This window comes from Polynucleobacter ibericus (genome assembly GCF_018687955.1).
In the GTDB taxonomy this organism is placed as follows: Bacteria; Pseudomonadota; Gammaproteobacteria; order Burkholderiales; family Burkholderiaceae; genus Polynucleobacter; species Polynucleobacter ibericus.
This window is the reverse complement of record NZ_CP061309.1, coordinates 352,160-370,147: the sequence shown is the minus strand read 5'-3', so window position 1 is coordinate 370,147 and position 17,988 is coordinate 352,160. Positions and strand designations below refer to the sequence as shown.

General features: G+C 45.2%; 20 protein-coding genes. 10 read left to right on the top strand and 10 right to left on the bottom strand.

Going from position 1 to position 17,988, the window contains the following annotated elements; translation table 11 throughout:
- Positions 1-2 precede the first annotated feature (2 nt).
- The 3 genes from msrP to AOC20_RS01970 form a co-directional block, all read right to left on the bottom strand.
- Complete coding sequence (gene msrP / locus AOC20_RS01980; protein WP_215361004.1) at positions 3-965, bottom strand: protein-methionine-sulfoxide reductase catalytic subunit MsrP; 963 nt, start codon at positions 963-965, stop codon at positions 3-5.
- A 57-nt stretch (positions 966-1,022) separates the two neighbouring features.
- Complete coding sequence (locus tag AOC20_RS01975; protein WP_215361002.1) at positions 1,023-1,430, bottom strand: BLUF domain-containing protein; 408 nt, start codon at positions 1,428-1,430, stop codon at positions 1,023-1,025.
- A 108-nt stretch (positions 1,431-1,538) separates the two neighbouring features.
- Positions 1,539-3,773, bottom strand: coding sequence for an NADP-dependent isocitrate dehydrogenase (locus tag AOC20_RS01970; RefSeq protein WP_215361000.1), 2,235 nt, complete (start codon positions 3,771-3,773; stop codon positions 1,539-1,541).
- A 236-nt stretch (positions 3,774-4,009) separates the two neighbouring features.
- On the opposite strand from AOC20_RS01970, the gene AOC20_RS01965 reads away from it, so the two are divergent.
- Positions 4,010-5,206 (top strand): MFS transporter, encoded by a 1,197-nt coding sequence (locus AOC20_RS01965; protein ID WP_215360998.1) that lies wholly within the window; start codon positions 4,010-4,012, stop codon positions 5,204-5,206.
- On the opposite strand, the gene AOC20_RS01960 is transcribed toward AOC20_RS01965, so the two are convergent.
- The gene (locus AOC20_RS01960; RefSeq protein WP_215360997.1) at positions 5,203-6,219 is read right to left on the bottom strand and encodes a DUF6352 family protein; all 1,017 of its coding nucleotides are present in this window, start codon (positions 6,217-6,219) and stop codon (positions 5,203-5,205) included. The two genes, AOC20_RS01965 and AOC20_RS01960, sit on opposite strands and share 4 nt — an antisense overlap.
- A gap of 87 nt (positions 6,220-6,306) precedes the next feature.
- On the opposite strand from AOC20_RS01960, the gene AOC20_RS01955 reads away from it, so the two are divergent.
- Positions 6,307-6,654: an FKBP-type peptidyl-prolyl cis-trans isomerase gene (locus AOC20_RS01955; protein ID WP_215362092.1), complete on the top strand. Its 348-nt coding sequence runs from the start codon at positions 6,307-6,309 to the stop codon at positions 6,652-6,654.
- Between the two features lie 75 nt (positions 6,655-6,729).
- On the opposite strand, the gene AOC20_RS01950 is transcribed toward AOC20_RS01955, so the two are convergent.
- Positions 6,730-7,722 (bottom strand): transglycosylase SLT domain-containing protein, encoded by a 993-nt coding sequence (locus AOC20_RS01950; protein ID WP_215360996.1) that lies wholly within the window; start codon positions 7,720-7,722, stop codon positions 6,730-6,732.
- Positions 7,723-8,229: 507 nt separating this feature from the next.
- Between AOC20_RS01950 and AOC20_RS01945 the strand changes: the two genes are divergently transcribed.
- Positions 8,230-9,255 (top strand): DNA/RNA non-specific endonuclease, encoded by a 1,026-nt coding sequence (locus AOC20_RS01945; RefSeq protein WP_215360994.1) that lies wholly within the window; start codon positions 8,230-8,232, stop codon positions 9,253-9,255.
- Here the strand turns inward: AOC20_RS01945 and AOC20_RS01940 are convergent.
- Positions 9,247-9,489, bottom strand: coding sequence for a DUF3820 family protein (locus tag AOC20_RS01940; RefSeq protein WP_215359302.1), 243 nt, complete (start codon positions 9,487-9,489; stop codon positions 9,247-9,249). The two genes, AOC20_RS01945 and AOC20_RS01940, sit on opposite strands and share 9 nt — an antisense overlap.
- Positions 9,490-9,641: 152 nt before the next feature.
- Here AOC20_RS01940 and AOC20_RS01935 point away from each other — a divergent pair, with 152 nt between their 5' ends.
- The 5 genes from AOC20_RS01935 to AOC20_RS01915 are packed head-to-tail and all read left to right on the top strand — an operon-like array spanning position 9,642 to position 12,579.
- Positions 9,642-10,556, top strand: a complete 915-nt coding sequence (locus AOC20_RS01935) for a DUF6662 family protein (protein ID WP_215360990.1) — start codon at positions 9,642-9,644, stop codon at positions 10,554-10,556.
- A gap of 19 nt (positions 10,557-10,575) precedes the next feature.
- Positions 10,576-10,755, top strand: coding sequence for a hypothetical protein (locus AOC20_RS01930; RefSeq protein ID WP_215360988.1), 180 nt, complete (start codon positions 10,576-10,578; stop codon positions 10,753-10,755).
- Between the two features lie 5 nt (positions 10,756-10,760).
- Positions 10,761-11,336, top strand: coding sequence for an FMN-binding protein (locus tag AOC20_RS01925; RefSeq protein ID WP_251373127.1), 576 nt, complete (start codon positions 10,761-10,763; stop codon positions 11,334-11,336).
- Positions 11,333-12,157, top strand: coding sequence for an FAD:protein FMN transferase (locus AOC20_RS01920; RefSeq protein WP_215360985.1), 825 nt, complete (start codon positions 11,333-11,335; stop codon positions 12,155-12,157). Before AOC20_RS01925 ends, AOC20_RS01920 begins: the two co-directional genes overlap by 4 nt.
- Positions 12,154-12,579, top strand: a complete 426-nt coding sequence (locus AOC20_RS01915; RefSeq protein ID WP_215360982.1) for a hypothetical protein — start codon at positions 12,154-12,156, stop codon at positions 12,577-12,579. The genes AOC20_RS01920 and AOC20_RS01915 overlap by 4 nt, the downstream gene beginning before the upstream one ends.
- A 5-nt stretch (positions 12,580-12,584) precedes the next feature.
- On the opposite strand, the gene AOC20_RS01910 is transcribed toward AOC20_RS01915, so the two are convergent.
- Both AOC20_RS01910 and AOC20_RS01905 read right to left on the bottom strand, forming a co-directional pair.
- The gene (locus AOC20_RS01910) at positions 12,585-12,896 is read right to left on the bottom strand and encodes an ArsR/SmtB family transcription factor (RefSeq protein ID WP_215360981.1); all 312 of its coding nucleotides are present in this window, start codon (positions 12,894-12,896) and stop codon (positions 12,585-12,587) included.
- Position 12,897: 1 nt separating this feature from the next.
- Entirely contained in the window at positions 12,898-13,770 is an 873-nt protein-coding gene (locus AOC20_RS01905; RefSeq protein WP_215360979.1) for an MBL fold metallo-hydrolase, read from the bottom strand.
- 90 nt (positions 13,771-13,860) lie between these two features.
- On the opposite strand from AOC20_RS01905, the gene AOC20_RS01900 reads away from it, so the two are divergent.
- Positions 13,861-14,679: a sulfite exporter TauE/SafE family protein gene (locus AOC20_RS01900; RefSeq protein ID WP_215360977.1), complete on the top strand. Its 819-nt coding sequence runs from the start codon at positions 13,861-13,863 to the stop codon at positions 14,677-14,679.
- Between the two features lie 59 nt (positions 14,680-14,738).
- Positions 14,739-15,239 carry a hypothetical protein gene (locus AOC20_RS01895; RefSeq protein WP_215360975.1) on the top strand — a complete coding sequence of 167 codons (501 nt, stop codon included), beginning with the start codon at positions 14,739-14,741 and terminating at the stop codon, positions 15,237-15,239.
- 59 nt (positions 15,240-15,298) lie between these two features.
- Here the strand turns inward: AOC20_RS01895 and AOC20_RS01890 are convergent, their stop codons facing one another.
- The gene (locus AOC20_RS01890) at positions 15,299-16,027 is read right to left on the bottom strand and encodes an ABC transporter ATP-binding protein (RefSeq protein ID WP_215360973.1); all 729 of its coding nucleotides are present in this window, start codon (positions 16,025-16,027) and stop codon (positions 15,299-15,301) included.
- A gap of 30 nt (positions 16,028-16,057) precedes the next feature.
- Positions 16,058-17,986, bottom strand: coding sequence for a branched-chain amino acid ABC transporter ATP-binding protein/permease (locus AOC20_RS01885; RefSeq protein ID WP_215362088.1), 1,929 nt, complete (start codon positions 17,984-17,986; stop codon positions 16,058-16,060).
- Positions 17,987-17,988 lie beyond the last annotated feature (2 nt).

Sequence of the window (17,988 nt, the reverse complement as noted above, 5' to 3'; positions counted from 1 at the left end):
TACTAATAGTACTTCTTCAGATCCATTCCCGCGTACATATTCGCTACTTGATCAGCATAGCCATTAAACATTTGCGTCTTTATTTTCGGCGCAAACATACCTTTAGGATCCCCAATGCGCCGCTCAACCGCCTGACTCCATCGCGGGTGATCTACTTGGGGGTTTACATTTGAATAGAAACCATACTCACGCGCGTCAAATTGATTCCAACTCGTCTTAGGCATTTCCTCAGTAAAGCGGATTTTGACAATTGACTTGGCACTCTTAAAACCGTACTTCCAAGGAACTACAATGCGAACTGGAGCCCCATTTTGCTTAGGTAAGACTTCACCATATAAGCCAAAGGTCAAGAGCGTCAAAGGATTCATGGCCTCATCCATACGCAGTCCTTCGCGATAGGGCCAATCAATGATGTTGCTTTTAATTCCTGGCATTTGCTTGCGATCTGCCAATGAAATAAATTCCACATACTTTGCTGATCCCAGGGGTTCAACCTTATTAATTAACTTAGAAAGTGAGTAGCCATCCCAAGGAATAACCATTGACCATCCCTCAACACAGCGCATCCGATATATACGCTCTTCCATTGGCGCTAATTTCAGAAGCGCATCAATATCGAGTGTCATGGGTTTTTTTACCAAGCCCTCAATAGATATTGTCCAGGGACGCGTTTGTAAGGACTCAGCATGCGCAGCTGGGTCTGCCTTATCCGTACCAAACTCATAAAAATTGTTGTAGGTAGTAACGTATTTATACGCAGTAAGACCATCTCTATCTGCGAAAGCAGGATTTAAGGTTGCCGCTAGCTTTTCTGGGGTAGCAGCAAGAGCCTCTCTCGAGAACCATGGCGCCAGTGCCATACCGAAGCCACCTGCTGCAGCGGTCTTAATGATATTGCGACGGTTTTCAAATACGGCTTTAGGAGTGATATCACTCGCCAGAATGGTCTTATCGATAAAACGCATGCCGCGCTCCCTCAGGAATGGAATAGACCTATTTTGCTACCGATGGGAATTTCTTGCTTAAGTCTGACTCGCGCGCATTTTGTTCATTAGGGCCAAGCTGTGCTTGTCCATACCCCCAACCATGTCAGCCAGGGCTGGGTAGTCTCGAGTGAGCGTTTCACCACCATAGAAACGCAGCAACCACTCTGGAAAACTACGTTCCGAAATTTCCCGAATCTCCAAGAGTTCAACGCGATGATGTCTCTTGTCTTCCTGAATGCGCTTCCAAACCTTCATTACGCTTGCGCGCTCACCTTCAATGATTTGACCGAACTGCTGGTTGTCGTACAACAGAATTCCGGTAATACCATTTTGCTGATTAAAAGCGCGAGCTGACTCCAATAAACGCATTAAGCCAAGAAAAGACATATCCGAGATCGCTTCACTCAGATAGCTCAATTCAACCAGGTCTTTTGGTTTAGGCATCACTCAAAAATAGTAAATAGGTATTTATAAATTAAAAAGGCAAACCCAAAGGTTTGCCTATAAATACTATACTTAATTTAAAAATTATGTACTTAGCATTTTTACCTATTACATCCCTGCTGCTTTCAGAGCCGCATTCAAAGTGGGACTAGGGCGCATCACCGCTTCAAACTTCTCGGCATCAGGCATAAAGTAACCGCCGATATCTGCTGGCTTGCCTTGAACTGCCTTGAGTTCAGCTGTAATTTTTTGCTCATTCTCGATTAATGATTTTGCCAAAGGTGCAAAGAACGCTTGCAATTCCTTGTCTTCGGTTTGAGCAGCCAATGCTTCAGCCCAGTACATTGCCAGGTAGAACTGGCTACCGCGGTTGTCCAGCTCACCGGTACGTGGTGAAGGTGACTTATTGTTATCCAATAACTTACCAGTCGCCTCATCCAAGGTACGCGCCAAGATTTTGACTTTATTGTTACCCGTCTTATCGCCGATATCTTCAAGAGATACCGCTAAAGCCAAGAACTCACCAAGCGAATCCCAACGCAAGTGATTTTCTTCTACCAACTGTTGAACGTGCTTTGGAGCAGAACCACCGGCACCGGTTTCAAATAAGCCGCCACCAGCCATCAAAGGCACGATAGACAACATCTTTGCACTGGTTCCCAATTCCATAATCGGGAATAAGTCGGTGAGGTAGTCACGCAAAATATTACCTGTTACAGAAATAGTGTCCTTGCCACGAATCACACGCTCTAAGGTGTAGCGCATTGCACGAGTCTGAGACATGATCTCGATATCTACTCCCGTGAGGTCGTAGTCTTTTAAATAGGTTTTAACCTTTTTAATGAGCTCAGCTTCATGTGGGCGGTACTCATCTAACCAGAATACTGCTGGAGTATTGGAAAGACGTGCACGATTAACGGCCAACTTGACCCAGTCACGAATTGGGGCATCTTTAACCTGGCACATACGCCAGATATCACCCTCTTCAACATTTTGCTCAAGCAATACGGTGCCATCGTCAGCAACGATGCGGGCTACACCAGCCTCTGGAATTTCAAAAGTCTTGTCGTGTGAACCGTACTCTTCAGCCTGTTGAGCCATTAGACCCACATTAGGTACTGTACCCATCGTCGTTGGATCAAAGTTACCGTGTGTCTTACAGAAATTAATCATTTCTTGATAGATGCGGGCAAAAGTACTTTCTGGAATAACCGCCTTGGTGTCATGGAGGCGGCCATCAGCACCCCACATCTTGCCTCCAACACGAATCATTGCTGGCATAGAAGCATCCACGATCACATCGCTTGGAGAATGGAGATTGGTAATTCCTTTAGCGGAATCTACCATCGCCAATGCTGGGCGGTGCTCGTGGCAAGCATGCAAATCTTGAATGATTTCTTCGCGCTTAGACTCTGGCAAAGTTTTGATCTTTTCATACAAGCTGCTCATGCCGTTGTTGGCATTGACGCCTAACTCTTCAAACAATTTTGCGTGTTTTGTAAAAGCGTCTTTGTAGAAAATCTTGACTGCGTGACCAAATACGATTGGATGAGAAACCTTCATCATGGTTGCCTTGACGTGCAAGGACAACATCATGCCAGTCTTGTATGCGTCTTCGATCTCTTTTTCATAGAACTCGCAGAGCGCTTTTTTACTCATATTCATGCTGTCGATGATTTCGCCGGCTAGCAAAGAGACTTTTGGCTTAAGAACAATAGTCTTGCCGCTCTTGGTTACCAAGTCCATCTTTACGTCACATGCCTTAGTCATCGTCATTGACTTCTCGCTTGAGTAAAAGTCGCCGCCGTGCATGTGGGATACGTGCGTGCGGGAAGCTTGACTCCACTCACCCATGGAATGTGGGTTCTTACGAGCGTAGCGTTTTACAGCAGGAGGAGCGCGGCGATCAGAGTTACCTTCGCGTAATACCGGGTTTACAGAGCTACCTAAGCATTTGGAATAACGGGTACGAATAGATTTTTCTTCGTCTGTTTTTGGATCTTCAGGGAAATTAGGGATCTTGTAGCCTTTAGATTGCAGTTCTTTAATAGCAGCAAGTAACTGAGGAACAGAGGCGCTAATGTTTGGCAACTTAATGATGTTGGTGTCAGGCAATAAAGTCATCTTGCCGAGAGCGCCTAGGTTATCTGGAACTTGTTGCTCAGGAGTCAGGCAATCAGAAAACTCAGCCAAGATACGAGCAGCAACAGAAATGTCGCTCGTCACAATCTCTACGCCAGCAGGTGCTGCAAATGTACGAATGATTGGCAGAAATGCGCAAGTCGCCAAAAGTGGCGCTTCATCTGTCAGCGTGTAAATAATCTTTGATTTCTCTGAAGCCATGAATGTTTCCTCAATATTGAACAAATTACAGAGTCAGGTTTTTACCCTGTCGCTCTCAAATCCACATTGCGCAAGTCGCTTTTAGCGTACCTTTTGCCAATGAGGCGAGTCCTTCATTTTAAATCATCGGCCTTAGTCAAAATGGTGCTTTTGCTGCTTAAAGTCGCTGAAGAAGGCCAATTTAAGGGAATCCACCAAGCTAATAGAGACCTCAAATTCGACGTAAACTGCAAGCCATGGCCAGCAAGCACCCTTTACTCAATAAAAACCTGGTGCTACTGATCATTTGCCAGGGTCTGTTCCTCACCAATAACGTCACTTTTATCGCGATTAATGGCCTGGTAGGGCTTAGTCTGGCGCCGGTAAGCTGGATGGCCACCCTACCCGTCATGGGATATGTTGTTGGGGGAGCCTTCTCAACCTCAATAGTGGCCAAGTCCCAAAATTACTTTGGTCGCAAGATTTCCTTCCAGCTTGGCCTATTGGTGGCAATGCTGTCTGCGCTCTTATGCGCTTATGCCGCTATTAGTAGAAACTTCTGGCTATTGGTCCTGGGAACATTTATTGCAGGCTATTACAGCGCCAACGGCCAGCTCTACCGCTTTGCTGCCGCAGAGCTCACAGACCTTAGTCAGCGGGATAAGGCCGTTTCTTGGGTATTGGCTGGCGGCATTCTGGGTGCCGTTATTGGGCCTAATCTGGCCTCCTGGACGCGTGATCTATTTGATACCGCCTTTTTGGGGGCCTACCTCACTCTATCTATCGCGGGACTGATTGGCATAGGAGTGATGCAGTTCATACACTTTCCTCAAGAATTTAAGACCCAGCATGCACTTACCGATGGTCGCCCTCTAAAAGTGATTCTTCGGCAGCCGGCTTTTATGGTCGCCATTATTGGCGCAGCCTTAGGTTATGGCGTCATGAATCTCTTGATGGCCGCTACCCCTTTAGCGATGCAAATCTGTGGCTTGCCTTTTTCAGACACCGCTTTAGTTTTAGAGTGGCACGTGATTGGTATGTTTGCCCCTGGATTTTTTACAGGCTCTCTCATCCAACGATTTGGAGTGCTCAAAATTATGGGGGTCGGCGTTGTGCTGAACTTCATTTGTATTGCTATTGCGCTGAGCGGCACTAATCTTCATCAATTCTTCATCGCCCTATTTTTACTCGGTGTTGGCTGGAACTTTTTATTTACTGGCGCCACTTCTTTGGCAATGACTGCCTATCAGCCTAATGAACGTGATAAAGCGCAGGCTGCCATTAATTTTTGTGTGTTTGGCACAATGGCCTTCACTTCTTTTGGATCAGGCGCACTCATCACATCACATGGCTGGAGCATCCTAAACTGGGGATCGATTATTCCCGTGGTTGTCAGTGGCCTCGCGATTTTCTGGCTTGCACGGCAGCGCCAGAAATCGCGAGTAACAGTCTAGGAAGTTTTTGCCAGTGGCAAGTTAAACAATAGATTTTGCGGTTTTAATTTGAGCTGCTGTTGATCATTCATGGCAATAGCCATGTAGACCGGCTTGCCAGCCTGCGCCTTGGCTACAGCGGCCTCATCAATAAAGTCGAGACGAAATAAACAAATGACTTTTTGTAGCTCGTCGGACTCCACCAGCTCTTTGTTGTAAAGCTTATTGAGTATTTCAGTAGCAGCTGCATCTAAGCCAACATGCCAAGACCACTTCGGATCGCTAATCTGCTGCATCGGCGTAATACGTACACCAGCGCCCAGAAAATGCTGGATCCATTTTTCCAAGACACGGCAAAAATGATTAATAGGCTCATGCCCAAAATTGAGCTGCACCGCCAAATCAAAATCTTCATTACGCGGCCAGTACTCATCGGCATTGTCTTCGTGGATCACATCTAGATCGGCTGAGCGCATAGTCATTGACTTACCTTTTAGCAAATCCATGATGTTCCCTGTATCGCCTGCCTGAGCATTTTTGGCTACCACTTCTTCATCCGCGCCCATCACAATGCCGTCATCAATGACGCTAATTTTCTGAGTCCTAAAAAAGAGCTCTCCCATACGGGCTTCTAAAGGATGCACTTCATCCCCTAGAATATGTCGAACGAATATTTGAGCTAGCTGGGCAATAAACAATGGGGGAACATCGACCCCCTCGCCTTTAAACAAACTCATGTAAAAAGACTCTAAAGAGTTTGCAGCTAATAAACGCGTGCGAAAGCGCAACCAGACGCGATAGTTCTCCTGAATATCCTCATCTGCCATCGCAGAGATTTCAGACTCGAGTACTTCTGCTCGTGGGTGTTCGGTCAGGCGCTGGTGTAGTGAGCACTCCACAGGGCACGATTCCGGTACTAGCTTCAGCTCTGGCCTTTGCATATAAGTACGCAAAAAGTCGTCTGTTACCAATAATTGGCGGTCAGGGCTGATTGCCAGGGTGCTATAGGCAGAATTTGTCCAATAATTTGTCATGCTTTTTAGCTAAAGTAAGCTCACCGTGAGAATTTACAGAGCTCAGAATATACTAGCCAATCAATTTGCGTGAAATAGGAAAACATGATGAGTGAACTCAAAAAAATCGATACTGTTGTGGGCGAAGGTAAAGAAGCTGCTGCCGGCAATCATGTAGACGTGCATTACACCGGTTGGCTATTCGATGAGAAAGCAGCAGATCACAAAGGCCAGAAGTTTGATAGCTCATTAGATCGTGGCCAATTATTTAGCTTCCCTTTGGGCGCTGGTCATGTGATCAAGGGTTGGGATGAAGGCGTAGCTGGCATGAAAATTGGCGGCAAACGCACTCTGATCATTCCTTCTGAGATGGGTTATGGCCCACGCGGTGCGGGGGGCGTGATTCCTCCAAATGCGACTCTTGTATTTGATGTGGAACTCCACGGCGTTAACTAAAACATTTAGTTGCTGCAGTAAAACAAAAGCCACCCAAGGGTGGCTTTTTATATTTCTATCTCAATGCTCGCTAGATTAAGAACGTAGATCCTTGCCGTTCAATGTCAAGCGATTAGGCGAGCGGTTTTGACATAAGCCAATGAGACGATTTCTCTCGGCCATTACCTTATCGGCATAGCCACCATCATCCTCAGCATTCGCAGCACCAACGTAATACTTCAAACCATTGCGCAATGAGCCTGCTGTAGCGATCAGGTACTTCAGAATATAGGCGCCAACACGAATATTAACTTCTGGCTTAACGGCCTCAGAAGTTCCGCCGAAAATAGCGTACTTATCTTTGTGTACTGATGTCATAACCTGCATGAGACCTTCTGCGCCGGCATGACTCTTGGTATTTGGGTTGAAATTAGATTCAACCGAAATCACCGCCAATAGTAGTACAGGATCAATGTTCACTTCTTTAGCAATCAGGATGGTATTTGAAACATACTCTTCGATCTTGGCGCGATCAAGCTTGTATTTTTTCTCAAAAAAATCTGCAACTGCACGTTGGTTCTGAATAGATCCCATGAGATTGCTATCTAAAGCCTGTGGATCAATCTTCGATGTTGGAATGCGATCGGACAAATGAGAAATAGACTTCACCTGCATCTGCGCTACTGAAGGCATTAACAAGGCTACAGTCTGCTGCTTCGCACTGACTAAGCCTGTTGCAGTTTGCACCTTAGACTTGCCATAGATGACTGCTGCAATTTCAGTATCGGCAGCTTGAGCTGAAGATAGCTCACTCGAATCCTTATATTGGTTGAGCATCCCAAAGCCATTACTCCAAACCATATGGCGCGCTTCGTCCGGAACCAAGATGCGAGCCAAATCAAAAGGTCCAGCATTGGTGCCGTTGCCTGAGAGCCAAAGGCCAACAACCATAAATACAGTTACAACAATTAAGCCATTGATGACTCGATAGACTGGAGCCATGGCATGCGCAAGCAGGTCTTTAGCAGCCAATACTGTAGGCTGCGCATTCTGCATATTACTCAAATTGTTTGATAAATATTTACTCATTCATTGTTTGCAAGACCTCAAAAAACTGGACTGCCGTTTTATGCTGCATTGCAATATCTTAAAAACATGGGTCATCCTAAGAAGATTCTTATATCAAGTCAAGAATAAGGAAGCACAAATCAATAACTTATTGATCTAGAAATTGGGGAGATTACCTAGACCTCACTCTAAATATGTATATTCATGAATAAAATCAATCACTTATAGAAGTTAGGAAGCGCTAATTTCACTCTATAAAAAAATGCCTTAAAGAGGACTTTTTTGCGATTTAGACCAAAAATTTGAACCCCAAAACCATACATCTAGTGTTTCAGCCCCTCAGCTTTTCTATGGGTAGTAGCAAGTCAAGCACTAGTGCCACCTTGTATTGATATAGGGGCTGCTATTAAAAAACGACTTTTGATATCTAGAAAAACATCCATCGAGCGCTATTTCTTATTAGCCTCGGGGCTAGCTAAAGACAAAAAGAGGGGAATATACAAAGCAGAGGTCATACACTATGAAGCGATGAAATTCTTACGCAACCTTCTTGCCCTTGTCGCAATTTCTGCCTCGCTCAATGCGTTTGCTGCTTTTGAGGACTGCAAGGATCTGTTCCCAGCGCAGCAAGTTCCAACTAGCCCGCAAGCGGGGCGAGATCTATGTTTTGATAGCTTTGCCATCTATTACTCCCCGCAAGATAAAAAACCGATCTACACAGTGGAGAAACTGAATAAAGAGCAACTCTCTTCTCCACGCCCCCGTAGGAGTAACCAGTTCTATGAAGAAGCTAGACTGCCGATCTCTGAGCGCGCCCTACTCTCTGATTACCGCGGCAGCGGTTTTGACCGCGGTCACAACGCCCCTGCCGGAGACATGAGCAATGAACGCTCCATGGCTCAATCATTCTCACTGGCCAATATGATGCCTCAAGCAAGACAAAATAATCAGGGGATCTGGGCCAAGAACGTGGAAGAGCCGACTAGAGCTTATGTCAAAAGAGCAGATGGCGATGTTTATATCTTCACAGGCTCCACTGGGAATGGAGGCAGCATTGGGAGAAATCGCGTAACTATTCCTACGCATTTATATAAATTGGTTTACGACCCTAATAAAAATACTGCCTGGGCCTATTGGGTTGAGAACACGAATGAAGCACATATGACACCTCCCATTACTTATCAAGAACTAGTCCAAAAGACGGGGATTGATTTTCATTTGGCAGTTGATGGCAATGCGAATAAGCAATCAACTATATCGACAGAACCCCTAAAAACAAAGGCTCCCAGGCCATTACTTGGTGGATGGTATCCCGTATTTTTTGACGATTACTCATCTAGTAAGCTAAATGGCGTCATTGAAAATATCAAGGCAGGCAAGATTGAGAGTATTCAGATTCAATACGACCGAAATGAGAATCTGGCGAAACAGATTGCCTCTCAAATCGAATCTCAGGCCAACTTACAGGCAAGCTTAATGCAAAGTAGTCCACCTGAATCGCTAACCGTGACTTACGAACGCAATCGCGTCACCCTCATCATTCGCTCAAAGTAATTTAGATTTGGCCTGCAGGCCATGAGCCCGCTGTATAGGCGCCAGGAGTCCGCGCAATCCGTTGTGGTCTAGCGTGTGCATTAACTCCAATAACTCACCGAGCTCACCCTTGGGAAATCCTTCGCGAGCAAACCAAGCCAAATAGTTTCCAGGCAAATCAGCCAAAGCACGTCCTGCATGCTTACCAAAAGGCATTTTCATTAAAACCAGTTTTTCCAAGGACTCAGCATTCATCTTGGGAAATCTTACAAGCAAATTTAGAAAGCCTTACAAGAAACACCATTTTTGATTTCATGGTCATTTTTTTACTTGAGAATCATTCTCATTTGATGCTATATTGAGAACCATTCTCATTTAGACTTCTTAACCATCAACTACAAGTGACCATGAAATTGACCATTAATAGACTTCTCGCATTTAGCCTCTTCCTCGTTGCCACCCTTCATTTTTCTTTTGCCCATGCTGGTGAGGGTGCTTTTGGCTGGATCTACACCTTAGATTTACAACCTAAGGGTAAGTGGGAATTTGAGCAACGCTTGCAATTAAACAAACAACAAGCTGCCGGTTCTTACGATGCCTGGACTGCAAGGACGGAATTGGAGTACGGCCTGACAAATGATTTACAAATAGCGGGCTATATCAACTCTTACTACACCAACGCCAGTCAAAACTACACCAACCCCGATGCGTGCGGAGATTCACCAACCTGCACTGGTGGTTATGGCGTCCCGTCCTCACATGACCCATCCACTGCCTATAAGAAAAGTGGAATTGAAGGCGGGTCCCTTGAAGCCATCTATCGCATTACCAATCCAGTGACCTCACCTGTGGGCTTGGGGCTGTATTTGGAGCCGACATGGGGTAGGAATAAAGATGAGCTCGCAGCGCGGCTTCTACTGCAATCGAACTTTATTGATGACCGACTGATTGTGGCGGGCAACGTTGTCGTAGCCAATGAACGTTTGAAGTTTATTGAGAACGGCAATGTACCGGAATCGATGTTAGATTTTTTAGTAGGTGCTAGCTATCGTTTCGCACCCAAATGGTCTGCCGGTGTTGAAGCCCGTTTTCATAACGACTATTCAGAGTTGAATTTACGCAATCAAGTACAAAGAGCTACTTTTGTGGGCCCCAATATGCACTATGCCGCAAAAGATTGGTGGGTCACTGGCGCTTGGCGTTATCAACTTGCAGGCGGAAACTGTATGGGCGGTGGCGAGGCCGAGTGCTCAAATGCACGCGTCTGGGATAGTCATTCAGTAAACGAATTCATTGTCAAAGTTGGCTTCCCTCTTAATTAAAAACTAAACGAAAGAATTCATGGAAATTCAGAACCTATTAGTTGCAGCGCTGACTCACTTAGTGAAATTTCAGGCCACGCAATGTCAAACCGCCAAGCAAAGGGCACTCATGATGTTTGAAAAACTCTCCAATCTTCAGGGCGTTAATCCAGAAATCCAAGCGCTTTGCAACGAAGCAAATGAATTGCTGACTGCATAAAAGAAATGATGATTTGGAAACCTTACCCGTTAGCTGTATTTAGCCTGGCAATGATGAGCGCACCCATCATTGCTCACGCCAAGATTTATATTTCTGTAGAACAGGCACAAAAAATTCTCCTCCCCAATAAGGCGCTCTCAAAGACCCCCATCATCATTACCGATGATTTACAAGAAAAGATGCGTATTGCATCCAGTATTCGCCACCCCTTTCAAGGTGATCGCATCTGGAAGGCATCTGATGGTAGTTGGCTAGTCATTGATGAAGTGGTTGGTAAACATGAAATGATTACCTATGCTGTTGCCATTCATCCCAATGGCAGTATCGCTGGTATTGAAGTTCTGGAATATGTCGAGTCCTACGGCTATGAAGTTGCAGAAGCGCAATGGCGCAAGCAATTTATTGGCAAGACTGCGAATGATCCTATTAAGCTCAATAAAGATATTCAAAATATTGGGGGTGCCACCTTATCTTGCAAGCACCTCACTGATGGGGTGAAGCGGGTTGCAGTTCTTCATGAGTTAACACTCAGGAATATCTCCAAACTAACCGCTCAACCCCAAACAGCTAAAGCAAAATGATTCGCTGCAAACCTCTGCTGGGGACTTTTGTGGAAATCTGTACTCGAGAAGATGAGGATGGATTCATGGCGGTTGAGAACGCATTTGCAGCAATTGAAAAAGTACAAGATCTCATGGGGTTTCACAATCCTGATACCGAACTGAGCATCATTAATCATCTTGCCCATAAAGAGGCCGTTGAAGTTCATCCATGGACTGCCCAAGTCATCAAGATTGCCAAGAATGTTCATTTTGCATCAGATGGTCTATTCAATTGTGGCATTGGGCATCGTCTTGTGGCTGCCGGCTTATTGCCACGGCACATCACATTTAAAAATCATGATCTTGGTGGAATTGAAGATATTCAGTTCTTAGCTCCCGATCTCATTAAATCGACACGTCCAGTCTGCCTAGATTTGGGTGGAATCGCCAAGGGGTTTGCAGTTGATATGGCAGTGCGAGTCTTAATCTCCGAGGGAATAACATCAGGCTCAGTAAATGCTGGTGGTGACTTACGGGTATTTGGCAAAACCGCCCTACCAATTCAGATCCGCGATCCAGAGACTCCTGAAAAGTTGATTGAGATTGGATCCTTGAAAGATGGTGCCATTGCCACTAGTAGTCTTTACTTTGCAAAAAGGGATCAACAGATTAGCCACATCATTAACCCCTTAGCTCAGAATTTTTCCGAAGTACATGCTGAGGTTTTAGGCTCCTTCTCCATTCTCGCTAAAGAGTGCGTCTATGCAGATGCCCTCACTAAAGTCTTAGCCTTATCAAATAACGAAGATCACCCCTGCTTTAAGCACTTCTCAGCACAAGCCCTTAGGATTTCAGTATGAGTCGTTTGGGCAAAATGCCAGGCTGGCAAAGATTGTTTGTTATCTATGGAATGATGACCTGCTCTATTACTGGACTGGTGTATTTGCTAGGGCATCAATTCCAAATTCAACGATCTACCCTTGGAACCCATGGCATCTTAGCGACCCACGGAATTGCAGCGATGCTAGCCACCCTAGCAATAGGTTCAGTACTGCCCTCTCACATCAAGGCAGGCTATAAATCCAAGAAAAAATGGTGGAGCGGCATTGGTCAATTGACCTTTTTGGCTGTGCTACTCATTTCTGGTGCCCTACTCTACTACGGCCCCGCAGAGACTCGTGAGTGGGTAGTCGATATCCATTGGATAGCAGGCTTAATCTTCATTACTACTTTTGTACTGCATGCATTCAAAAAAACTCACGGTCCCAATCCTACCGATTGAGACAGCTATTTTTTACAATAATGCTTATAGAGCAAACTCATTACCGCTATAGCGACCTCACTAGCCAGAGAATAGTAAATTTGCTTACCCTCTCTACGTGTCTTTACTAGCTTTTCTTTACGAAGCACGGTTAATTGCTGAGATAACGTTGGTTGATGTAGATCTAGGGCAGCCTCAAGCTCGCTGACACATTTTTCGCCTTGTCCAATTTCACATAACAACATCATACGATCGCTATTGGATAAAACCTTCATCAACTTACAAGCATCGTCTGCTGACGCTTGCATTTTTTTAAGTTCCGATTTAGTGATAGCCATATTAAAGTGCATTCAGTGGAATTTTTAAGTACGATTTTCCATTCGCCTCTGGCTCGGGCAGATGTCCCGCACGGATATTAACCTGAATCGATGGCAATATGAGATTAGGCATCTCTAAGGTAGCATCACGTTGATTGCGCATCCGCACAAATTCTTCCTCACTCACTCCATCGTGCACGTGAATGTTCGACTTCCTCTCTTCGCCCACCGTTGTGCAATAGGCTACCGGACGATCCGTTGGAGGGTAGTCATGACACATGTATAACTTGGTTTCAGCAGGATATGACAAGACCTTCTGAATCGACTGATATAAGGTCTGAGCGTTACCGCCAGGAAAGTCGCAACGCGCTGTACCCACATCTGGCATGAATAAAGTATCGCCCACAAACAAGACATCGCCAATTTCATAAGCCATACAAGCTGGCGTATGTCCAGGTACATAGAGGGCTTTTAAAGATAAGTCTCCGAATTTCAATGACTCCCCATCTTTTAGCAAGTAATCAAATTGAGATCCATCAATTACAAACTGCTCATCCAGATTAAAAACACTCTTAAATACGTTTTGCACACTAGTGATGTGATCGCCAATAACAATCTTGCCGCCTAACTTACTTTGTATATAGGGCGCCGCTGTTAAATGATCTGCATGCGCATGGGTTTCTAAAACCCAAGTCAACTGCAATTGCTCGCTTTGTATATAGCTAATCACTTCATCAGCCGACCGAGTGGAGGTTCTACCGGATTTAGAGTCATAGTTCAGTACCGAGTCAATCACTATGCATGGGCTTTGTTTGCCCGCAAAAACAACATAGGTAAAGGTCCAGGTATCTGGATCAAAAAACGCTTTAACATCTGCTTTAGGGCTTTGGCTCACAATGACCTTTCATGACAATATCGCATTGAATGTTAAAAATAGTGTTTGATATATATATTTATATATTATCTTAATATAAAATTAATTGCAATGGACTACTCAATACTTATCAGCCCCTCCCTGGGTCTCATCGTAGGCTTATTGATGGGCCTTACTGGCGCTGGCGGCGGCATTTTGTCAGTTCCATTACTCGTCTTCGTCCTGCACCTACCCATTGCCGAGGCGGCACCCATCTCCCTCTCTGCAATTGCACTCTCCGCAGGAGTCGGCGCGCTCTTGGGTCTAAAAAATAAAATTTTGCGCTATAAAGCTGCTGGCTTCATGGCCATGTTTGGACTACTCCTTTCCCCACTTGGTCTCTGGGTGGCGCAAATAGTACCGAATACACCATTGCTGCTTCTATTTAGTTGCACCCTATTTTTTGTATCCACCCGTCTATTTATAAAGGCCAGAGGAGAAATCCTTCGCCTCCCCGCGCCGAAAAATAAACCACCTCCATGTCTTCTGAATTCAGAAATTGGTAAATTAAATTGGAATATCCCTTGCGCTAGATCACTGATGCTGTCTGGCGGTTGGGCCGGTTTCTTGTCTGGCTTGCTGGGTGTAGGTGGCGGCTTTGTGATTGTTCCCGCATTGAAACGTTATACCGATTTACCAGCCCATTCGATAGTTGCCACCTCATTGGGCGTGCTTGCAATCATCTCCAGCGGTGGAGTAATATTTTCTGCAGTCTCAGGCAATCTAGATTTAGCGCTTGCAGCTCCCTTTTCCCTAGGTGCTTTAAGCGGTCTTTTAATAGGCAGGGCGTTTGGCAAAAAATTAAGTGGTCCTAGGCTACAGCAAATTTTTGCCTTATTCACTTTTGCCGTAGCAGTCAGCCTTGCTCTAAAGGGCATCAACGCCTTATGAGAAGACCGTTAACGTCCGTAGTCTATATTCTGATATTCAGCCTTTTAGGAGTTTTGCTGATGTTTACTGCCAAGCCTAGCTCTTTCCTATCTAGCTCAATTAGCGCTATTTCAGGAACGGTCAGCAATTTAAATCATGAATTGCTCGAATACGTAAATCCTGAAAAGCCAACCCATGACCATTCATCGGTTTACTATCAGCGCTTCTTCATCTCTCAATTTAATTTGGGCGATAAAAGTATCGAAGCAAAATTTTCATCGCCGATGAAAATTGCTGATGGTGATCACATAACAGTAGCGGGATATCAAAAAGGCGAAGCTCTTCAGGTTCTCGCCTATAACAACCAAACTCAACAAGTCAGCAGCAACGAAAACTGGATCATGCTGGGTCTTGGCGCCCTCTTCTTCTTTGCGGTAGCAATTGGATTGCTCAATAGTGAACTGGTAGCAGAGGGTGCTCTCATTCCAAAATTATTTCTATTTGGATTTACTTTAGTTGCCATGTATATGGGCTACCGTGCCCTACTGATTCGGGAAGCGGTAAAACTGCTATCTAACTAGGAAAAGAAAAAGCCCTTATTACTAAGGGCTTTTTTATTGCTCACAGTTTCGATAACTACTTAGTGACCGCCTGCACCACCCAAATAAGCAGCTTTCACAGCTGGATCATCTTTGAGCTTAGCAGCAGGGCCATGAGTGGCAATCTTACCGTTTTCCAGTACATAACCGTAATCCGCTACGTTCAAGGCTGCAGCAGCAAACTGCTCAACCAATAACATCGTTACGCCTTGTGACTTCAGATTAGAAATAATCCTAAATACTTCTTCAACCAAGATTGGTGCAAGGCCCATGGATGGCTCGTCCAAGAGAATAATCTCTGGATTGAGCATCACAGCGCGTGCCATTGCCAACATCTGCTGTTCACCACCAGACAAAGTGCCAGCTAACTGATTGCGACGCTCTTTCAGGCGCGGGAACATTTCGAGAGACTTCTCGAGGTCGTTCTTAATATCGCCTTTAGGGCGACTGCCTGTAAAGCGTGGAAATGCACCCAATAAAAGGTTGTCAGTGACTGACATCGTCGTAAACACGCGACGGCCTTCAGGACTGTGCGCTAAACCTAGGCGGGCGATTTTATGAGAGTCATAACCATCAATTTTTTCGCCGCCTAATGTCACTTCACCAGCCGTTGGCTTGATCATGCCTGTAATAGCGCGCATGGTAGTGGTTTTGCCAGCGCCGTTTGAGCCAATCAAAGTAATGACTTGTCCTTTAGGAACATCAATATTGATGCCGTGGAGGACCTTTACTTTGCCGTAGCCTGCTTCAAGATTCTTAATAGATAACATGGTATTTACCGATTCAATATGTTCTAGTGATTAAGTACCCAAGTAGGCATGAATCACCTTCTCGTCTGCCTGAACTTCAGCTGGTTTACCTTCTGCAATCTTCTGACCGAAGTCCAATACAGAAACGGTATCGCAAACTGACATCACCACATCCATGTGATGCTCAATCAGGATGAAGGTAATACCGCTATCGCGGATCTTACGAATAATGCGCAAGAGTTCTTTAATATCAGGAGCTGTCAAACCTGCAGCGGGCTCATCCAACAAGAGCAACTCAGGATCCAATGCCAGGGCACGGGCAATCTCGAGCAAACGCTGCTTACCGTATGGCAAGTTACGCGCCTCTTCATTTGCCAAGTCATCCAAGCCTACGAACTTGAGAAGCGCCATTGCACGAGCATGTGCATCAGCCTCTTCTTTCTTATAACGCGGCAGATTTAAAGCAATTTCTACCATGTTCGATTTAAAGGTGTGATGCAAGCCAACCAAAATATTTTGGATAGCAGTCATTTCACCGAACAGCTGAACGTTTTGGAAGGTACGTGCGATACCAGACAAAGCGATGTCAGAAGATGTCTTACCAACAACGCTTTCACCAGCATATAAGACGCTACCAGCTGTAGGTATGTAGATACCAGTCAATACGTTCATCATCGTGCTCTTACCAGATCCGTTAGGACCGATCAGACCATGAATGGTGCCGCGCTTGACGCTAAGATCAACGTTATTCAACGCTTTTAGACCACCGAACTGCATTAACAATGAGTCTACTTTGAGAAGCTCTGCACCTGCATTCTGTTGACCAACGGCGCTAATAAAGCTGATGGAATCATCCACCTCTTCGTGATCACCACCGCGAACTGTTTTAGCTTTACCGGCAATAGATTGGTAGAAGCTCTTTGCAAAACCAACAATACCGTTTTGCAGGTAGTACACCACGAGCAAAATCATGAAGCCGAAAATACTCAAGCGCCAGTCAGAGATCGTGTTGAGCCAGAATGAGAATGCAGCTAAACCTACAACGCCAGCGATCGGAACCGCTACACGTCTTGGAGTAGTTTGTTGCTTGGAAAGGGCCATACCAGCACCAACCAACACTACGATCGCAATAATCGAAGCAACAATACGGAACAAGTTGATGTCATCCAAGAGCTTAGGCAACAACACAATAATGGCCGCGCCAATCAACGCACCCAAGCGAGACTTGCGTCCACCCATGATGATGCCGAGCAAGAACAGAACAGCAAGTTCGTTGTTATAGGTGTTAGGTGAAATATATTGCTCAGAGTAGGCATACAAGCAACCAGCCAAACCTGCAAAGGCTGCGCTGATCACAAATGCGATCACCTTAAAGCGATATACGGACACACCCATACAGTCGCAAGCAATTGGGCTGTCACGCAAAGCCTCAAATGCACGGCCTACTTGTGATTTAACAAAGCGATCTACTACGATCATGGAGAGAATCAAAATGATGCCAACCATCCAGAAGTACTCGGCCTTAGTCATTGGCACGCCCATTAAGTCTGGCTTAGGAATCTTGATACCTAATGGACCTTCAGTCAACCAAGTCATCTCGTTAATGAGAATCTGTGCAATCGTTCCAAAAGCCAAGGTCACCATCGCTAAATAAGGTCCGATTACCTTCAAGGCTGGCAAAGCCAAAATACCGCCGAAAATGGAAGTGACTACGATAGACGCAGGTAATGTTCCCCAAATAGTCCAGCCGAAATGGAAATACAAAACACCGGCGGTGTAGGAGCCAATTCCAAACAAAGCAGCATGACCCAAGGAAACCTGACCAACATAGCCCACCACAATATCCAAACCATATAACAAGATGGTGTAGATCAGAATGGTTTCAACTAAGTGAATGTAATACGGATTATGAACAAATAACGGCAGGGCAAAGAGTGCCCCAATCGCAATTAATAGAGGTAATAGAGACTTCAATTTCATCA

Coding starts and splice junctions, on each gene's coding strand:
- AOC20_RS01965 (WP_215360998.1), top strand. CDS start 4,010: ATGGCCAGCAAGCACCCTTTACTCAATAAAAACCTGGTGCTACTGATC.
- AOC20_RS01930 (WP_215360988.1), top strand. CDS start 10,576: ATGGAAATTCAGAACCTATTAGTTGCAGCGCTGACTCACTTAGTGAAA.
- AOC20_RS01895 (WP_215360975.1), top strand. CDS start 14,739: ATGTTTACTGCCAAGCCTAGCTCTTTCCTATCTAGCTCAATTAGCGCT.
- AOC20_RS01915 (WP_215360982.1), top strand. CDS start 12,154: ATGAGTCGTTTGGGCAAAATGCCAGGCTGGCAAAGATTGTTTGTTATC.
- AOC20_RS01950 (WP_215360996.1), bottom strand. CDS start 7,722: ATGAGTAAATATTTATCAAACAATTTGAGTAATATGCAGAATGCGCAG.
- AOC20_RS01885 (WP_215362088.1), bottom strand. CDS start 17,986: ATGAAATTGAAGTCTCTATTACCTCTATTAATTGCGATTGGGGCACTC.
- AOC20_RS01975 (WP_215361002.1), bottom strand. CDS start 1,430: ATGCCTAAACCAAAAGACCTGGTTGAATTGAGCTATCTGAGTGAAGCG.
- msrP (WP_215361004.1), bottom strand. CDS start 965: ATGCGTTTTATCGATAAGACCATTCTGGCGAGTGATATCACTCCTAAA.
- AOC20_RS01910 (WP_215360981.1), bottom strand. CDS start 12,896: ATGGCTATCACTAAATCGGAACTTAAAAAAATGCAAGCGTCAGCAGAC.
- AOC20_RS01960 (WP_215360997.1), bottom strand. CDS start 6,219: ATGACAAATTATTGGACAAATTCTGCCTATAGCACCCTGGCAATCAGC.
- AOC20_RS01945 (WP_215360994.1), top strand. CDS start 8,230: ATGAAATTCTTACGCAACCTTCTTGCCCTTGTCGCAATTTCTGCCTCG.
- AOC20_RS01955 (WP_215362092.1), top strand. CDS start 6,307: ATGAGTGAACTCAAAAAAATCGATACTGTTGTGGGCGAAGGTAAAGAA.
- AOC20_RS01890 (WP_215360973.1), bottom strand. CDS start 16,027: ATGTTATCTATTAAGAATCTTGAAGCAGGCTACGGCAAAGTAAAGGTC.
- AOC20_RS01940 (WP_215359302.1), bottom strand. CDS start 9,489: ATGAATGCTGAGTCCTTGGAAAAACTGGTTTTAATGAAAATGCCTTTT.
- AOC20_RS01935 (WP_215360990.1), top strand. CDS start 9,642: ATGAAATTGACCATTAATAGACTTCTCGCATTTAGCCTCTTCCTCGTT.
- AOC20_RS01900 (WP_215360977.1), top strand. CDS start 13,861: ATGGACTACTCAATACTTATCAGCCCCTCCCTGGGTCTCATCGTAGGC.
- AOC20_RS01970 (WP_215361000.1), bottom strand. CDS start 3,773: ATGGCTTCAGAGAAATCAAAGATTATTTACACGCTGACAGATGAAGCG.
- AOC20_RS01925 (WP_251373127.1), top strand. CDS start 10,761: ATGATGATTTGGAAACCTTACCCGTTAGCTGTATTTAGCCTGGCAATG.
- AOC20_RS01920 (WP_215360985.1), top strand. CDS start 11,333: ATGATTCGCTGCAAACCTCTGCTGGGGACTTTTGTGGAAATCTGTACT.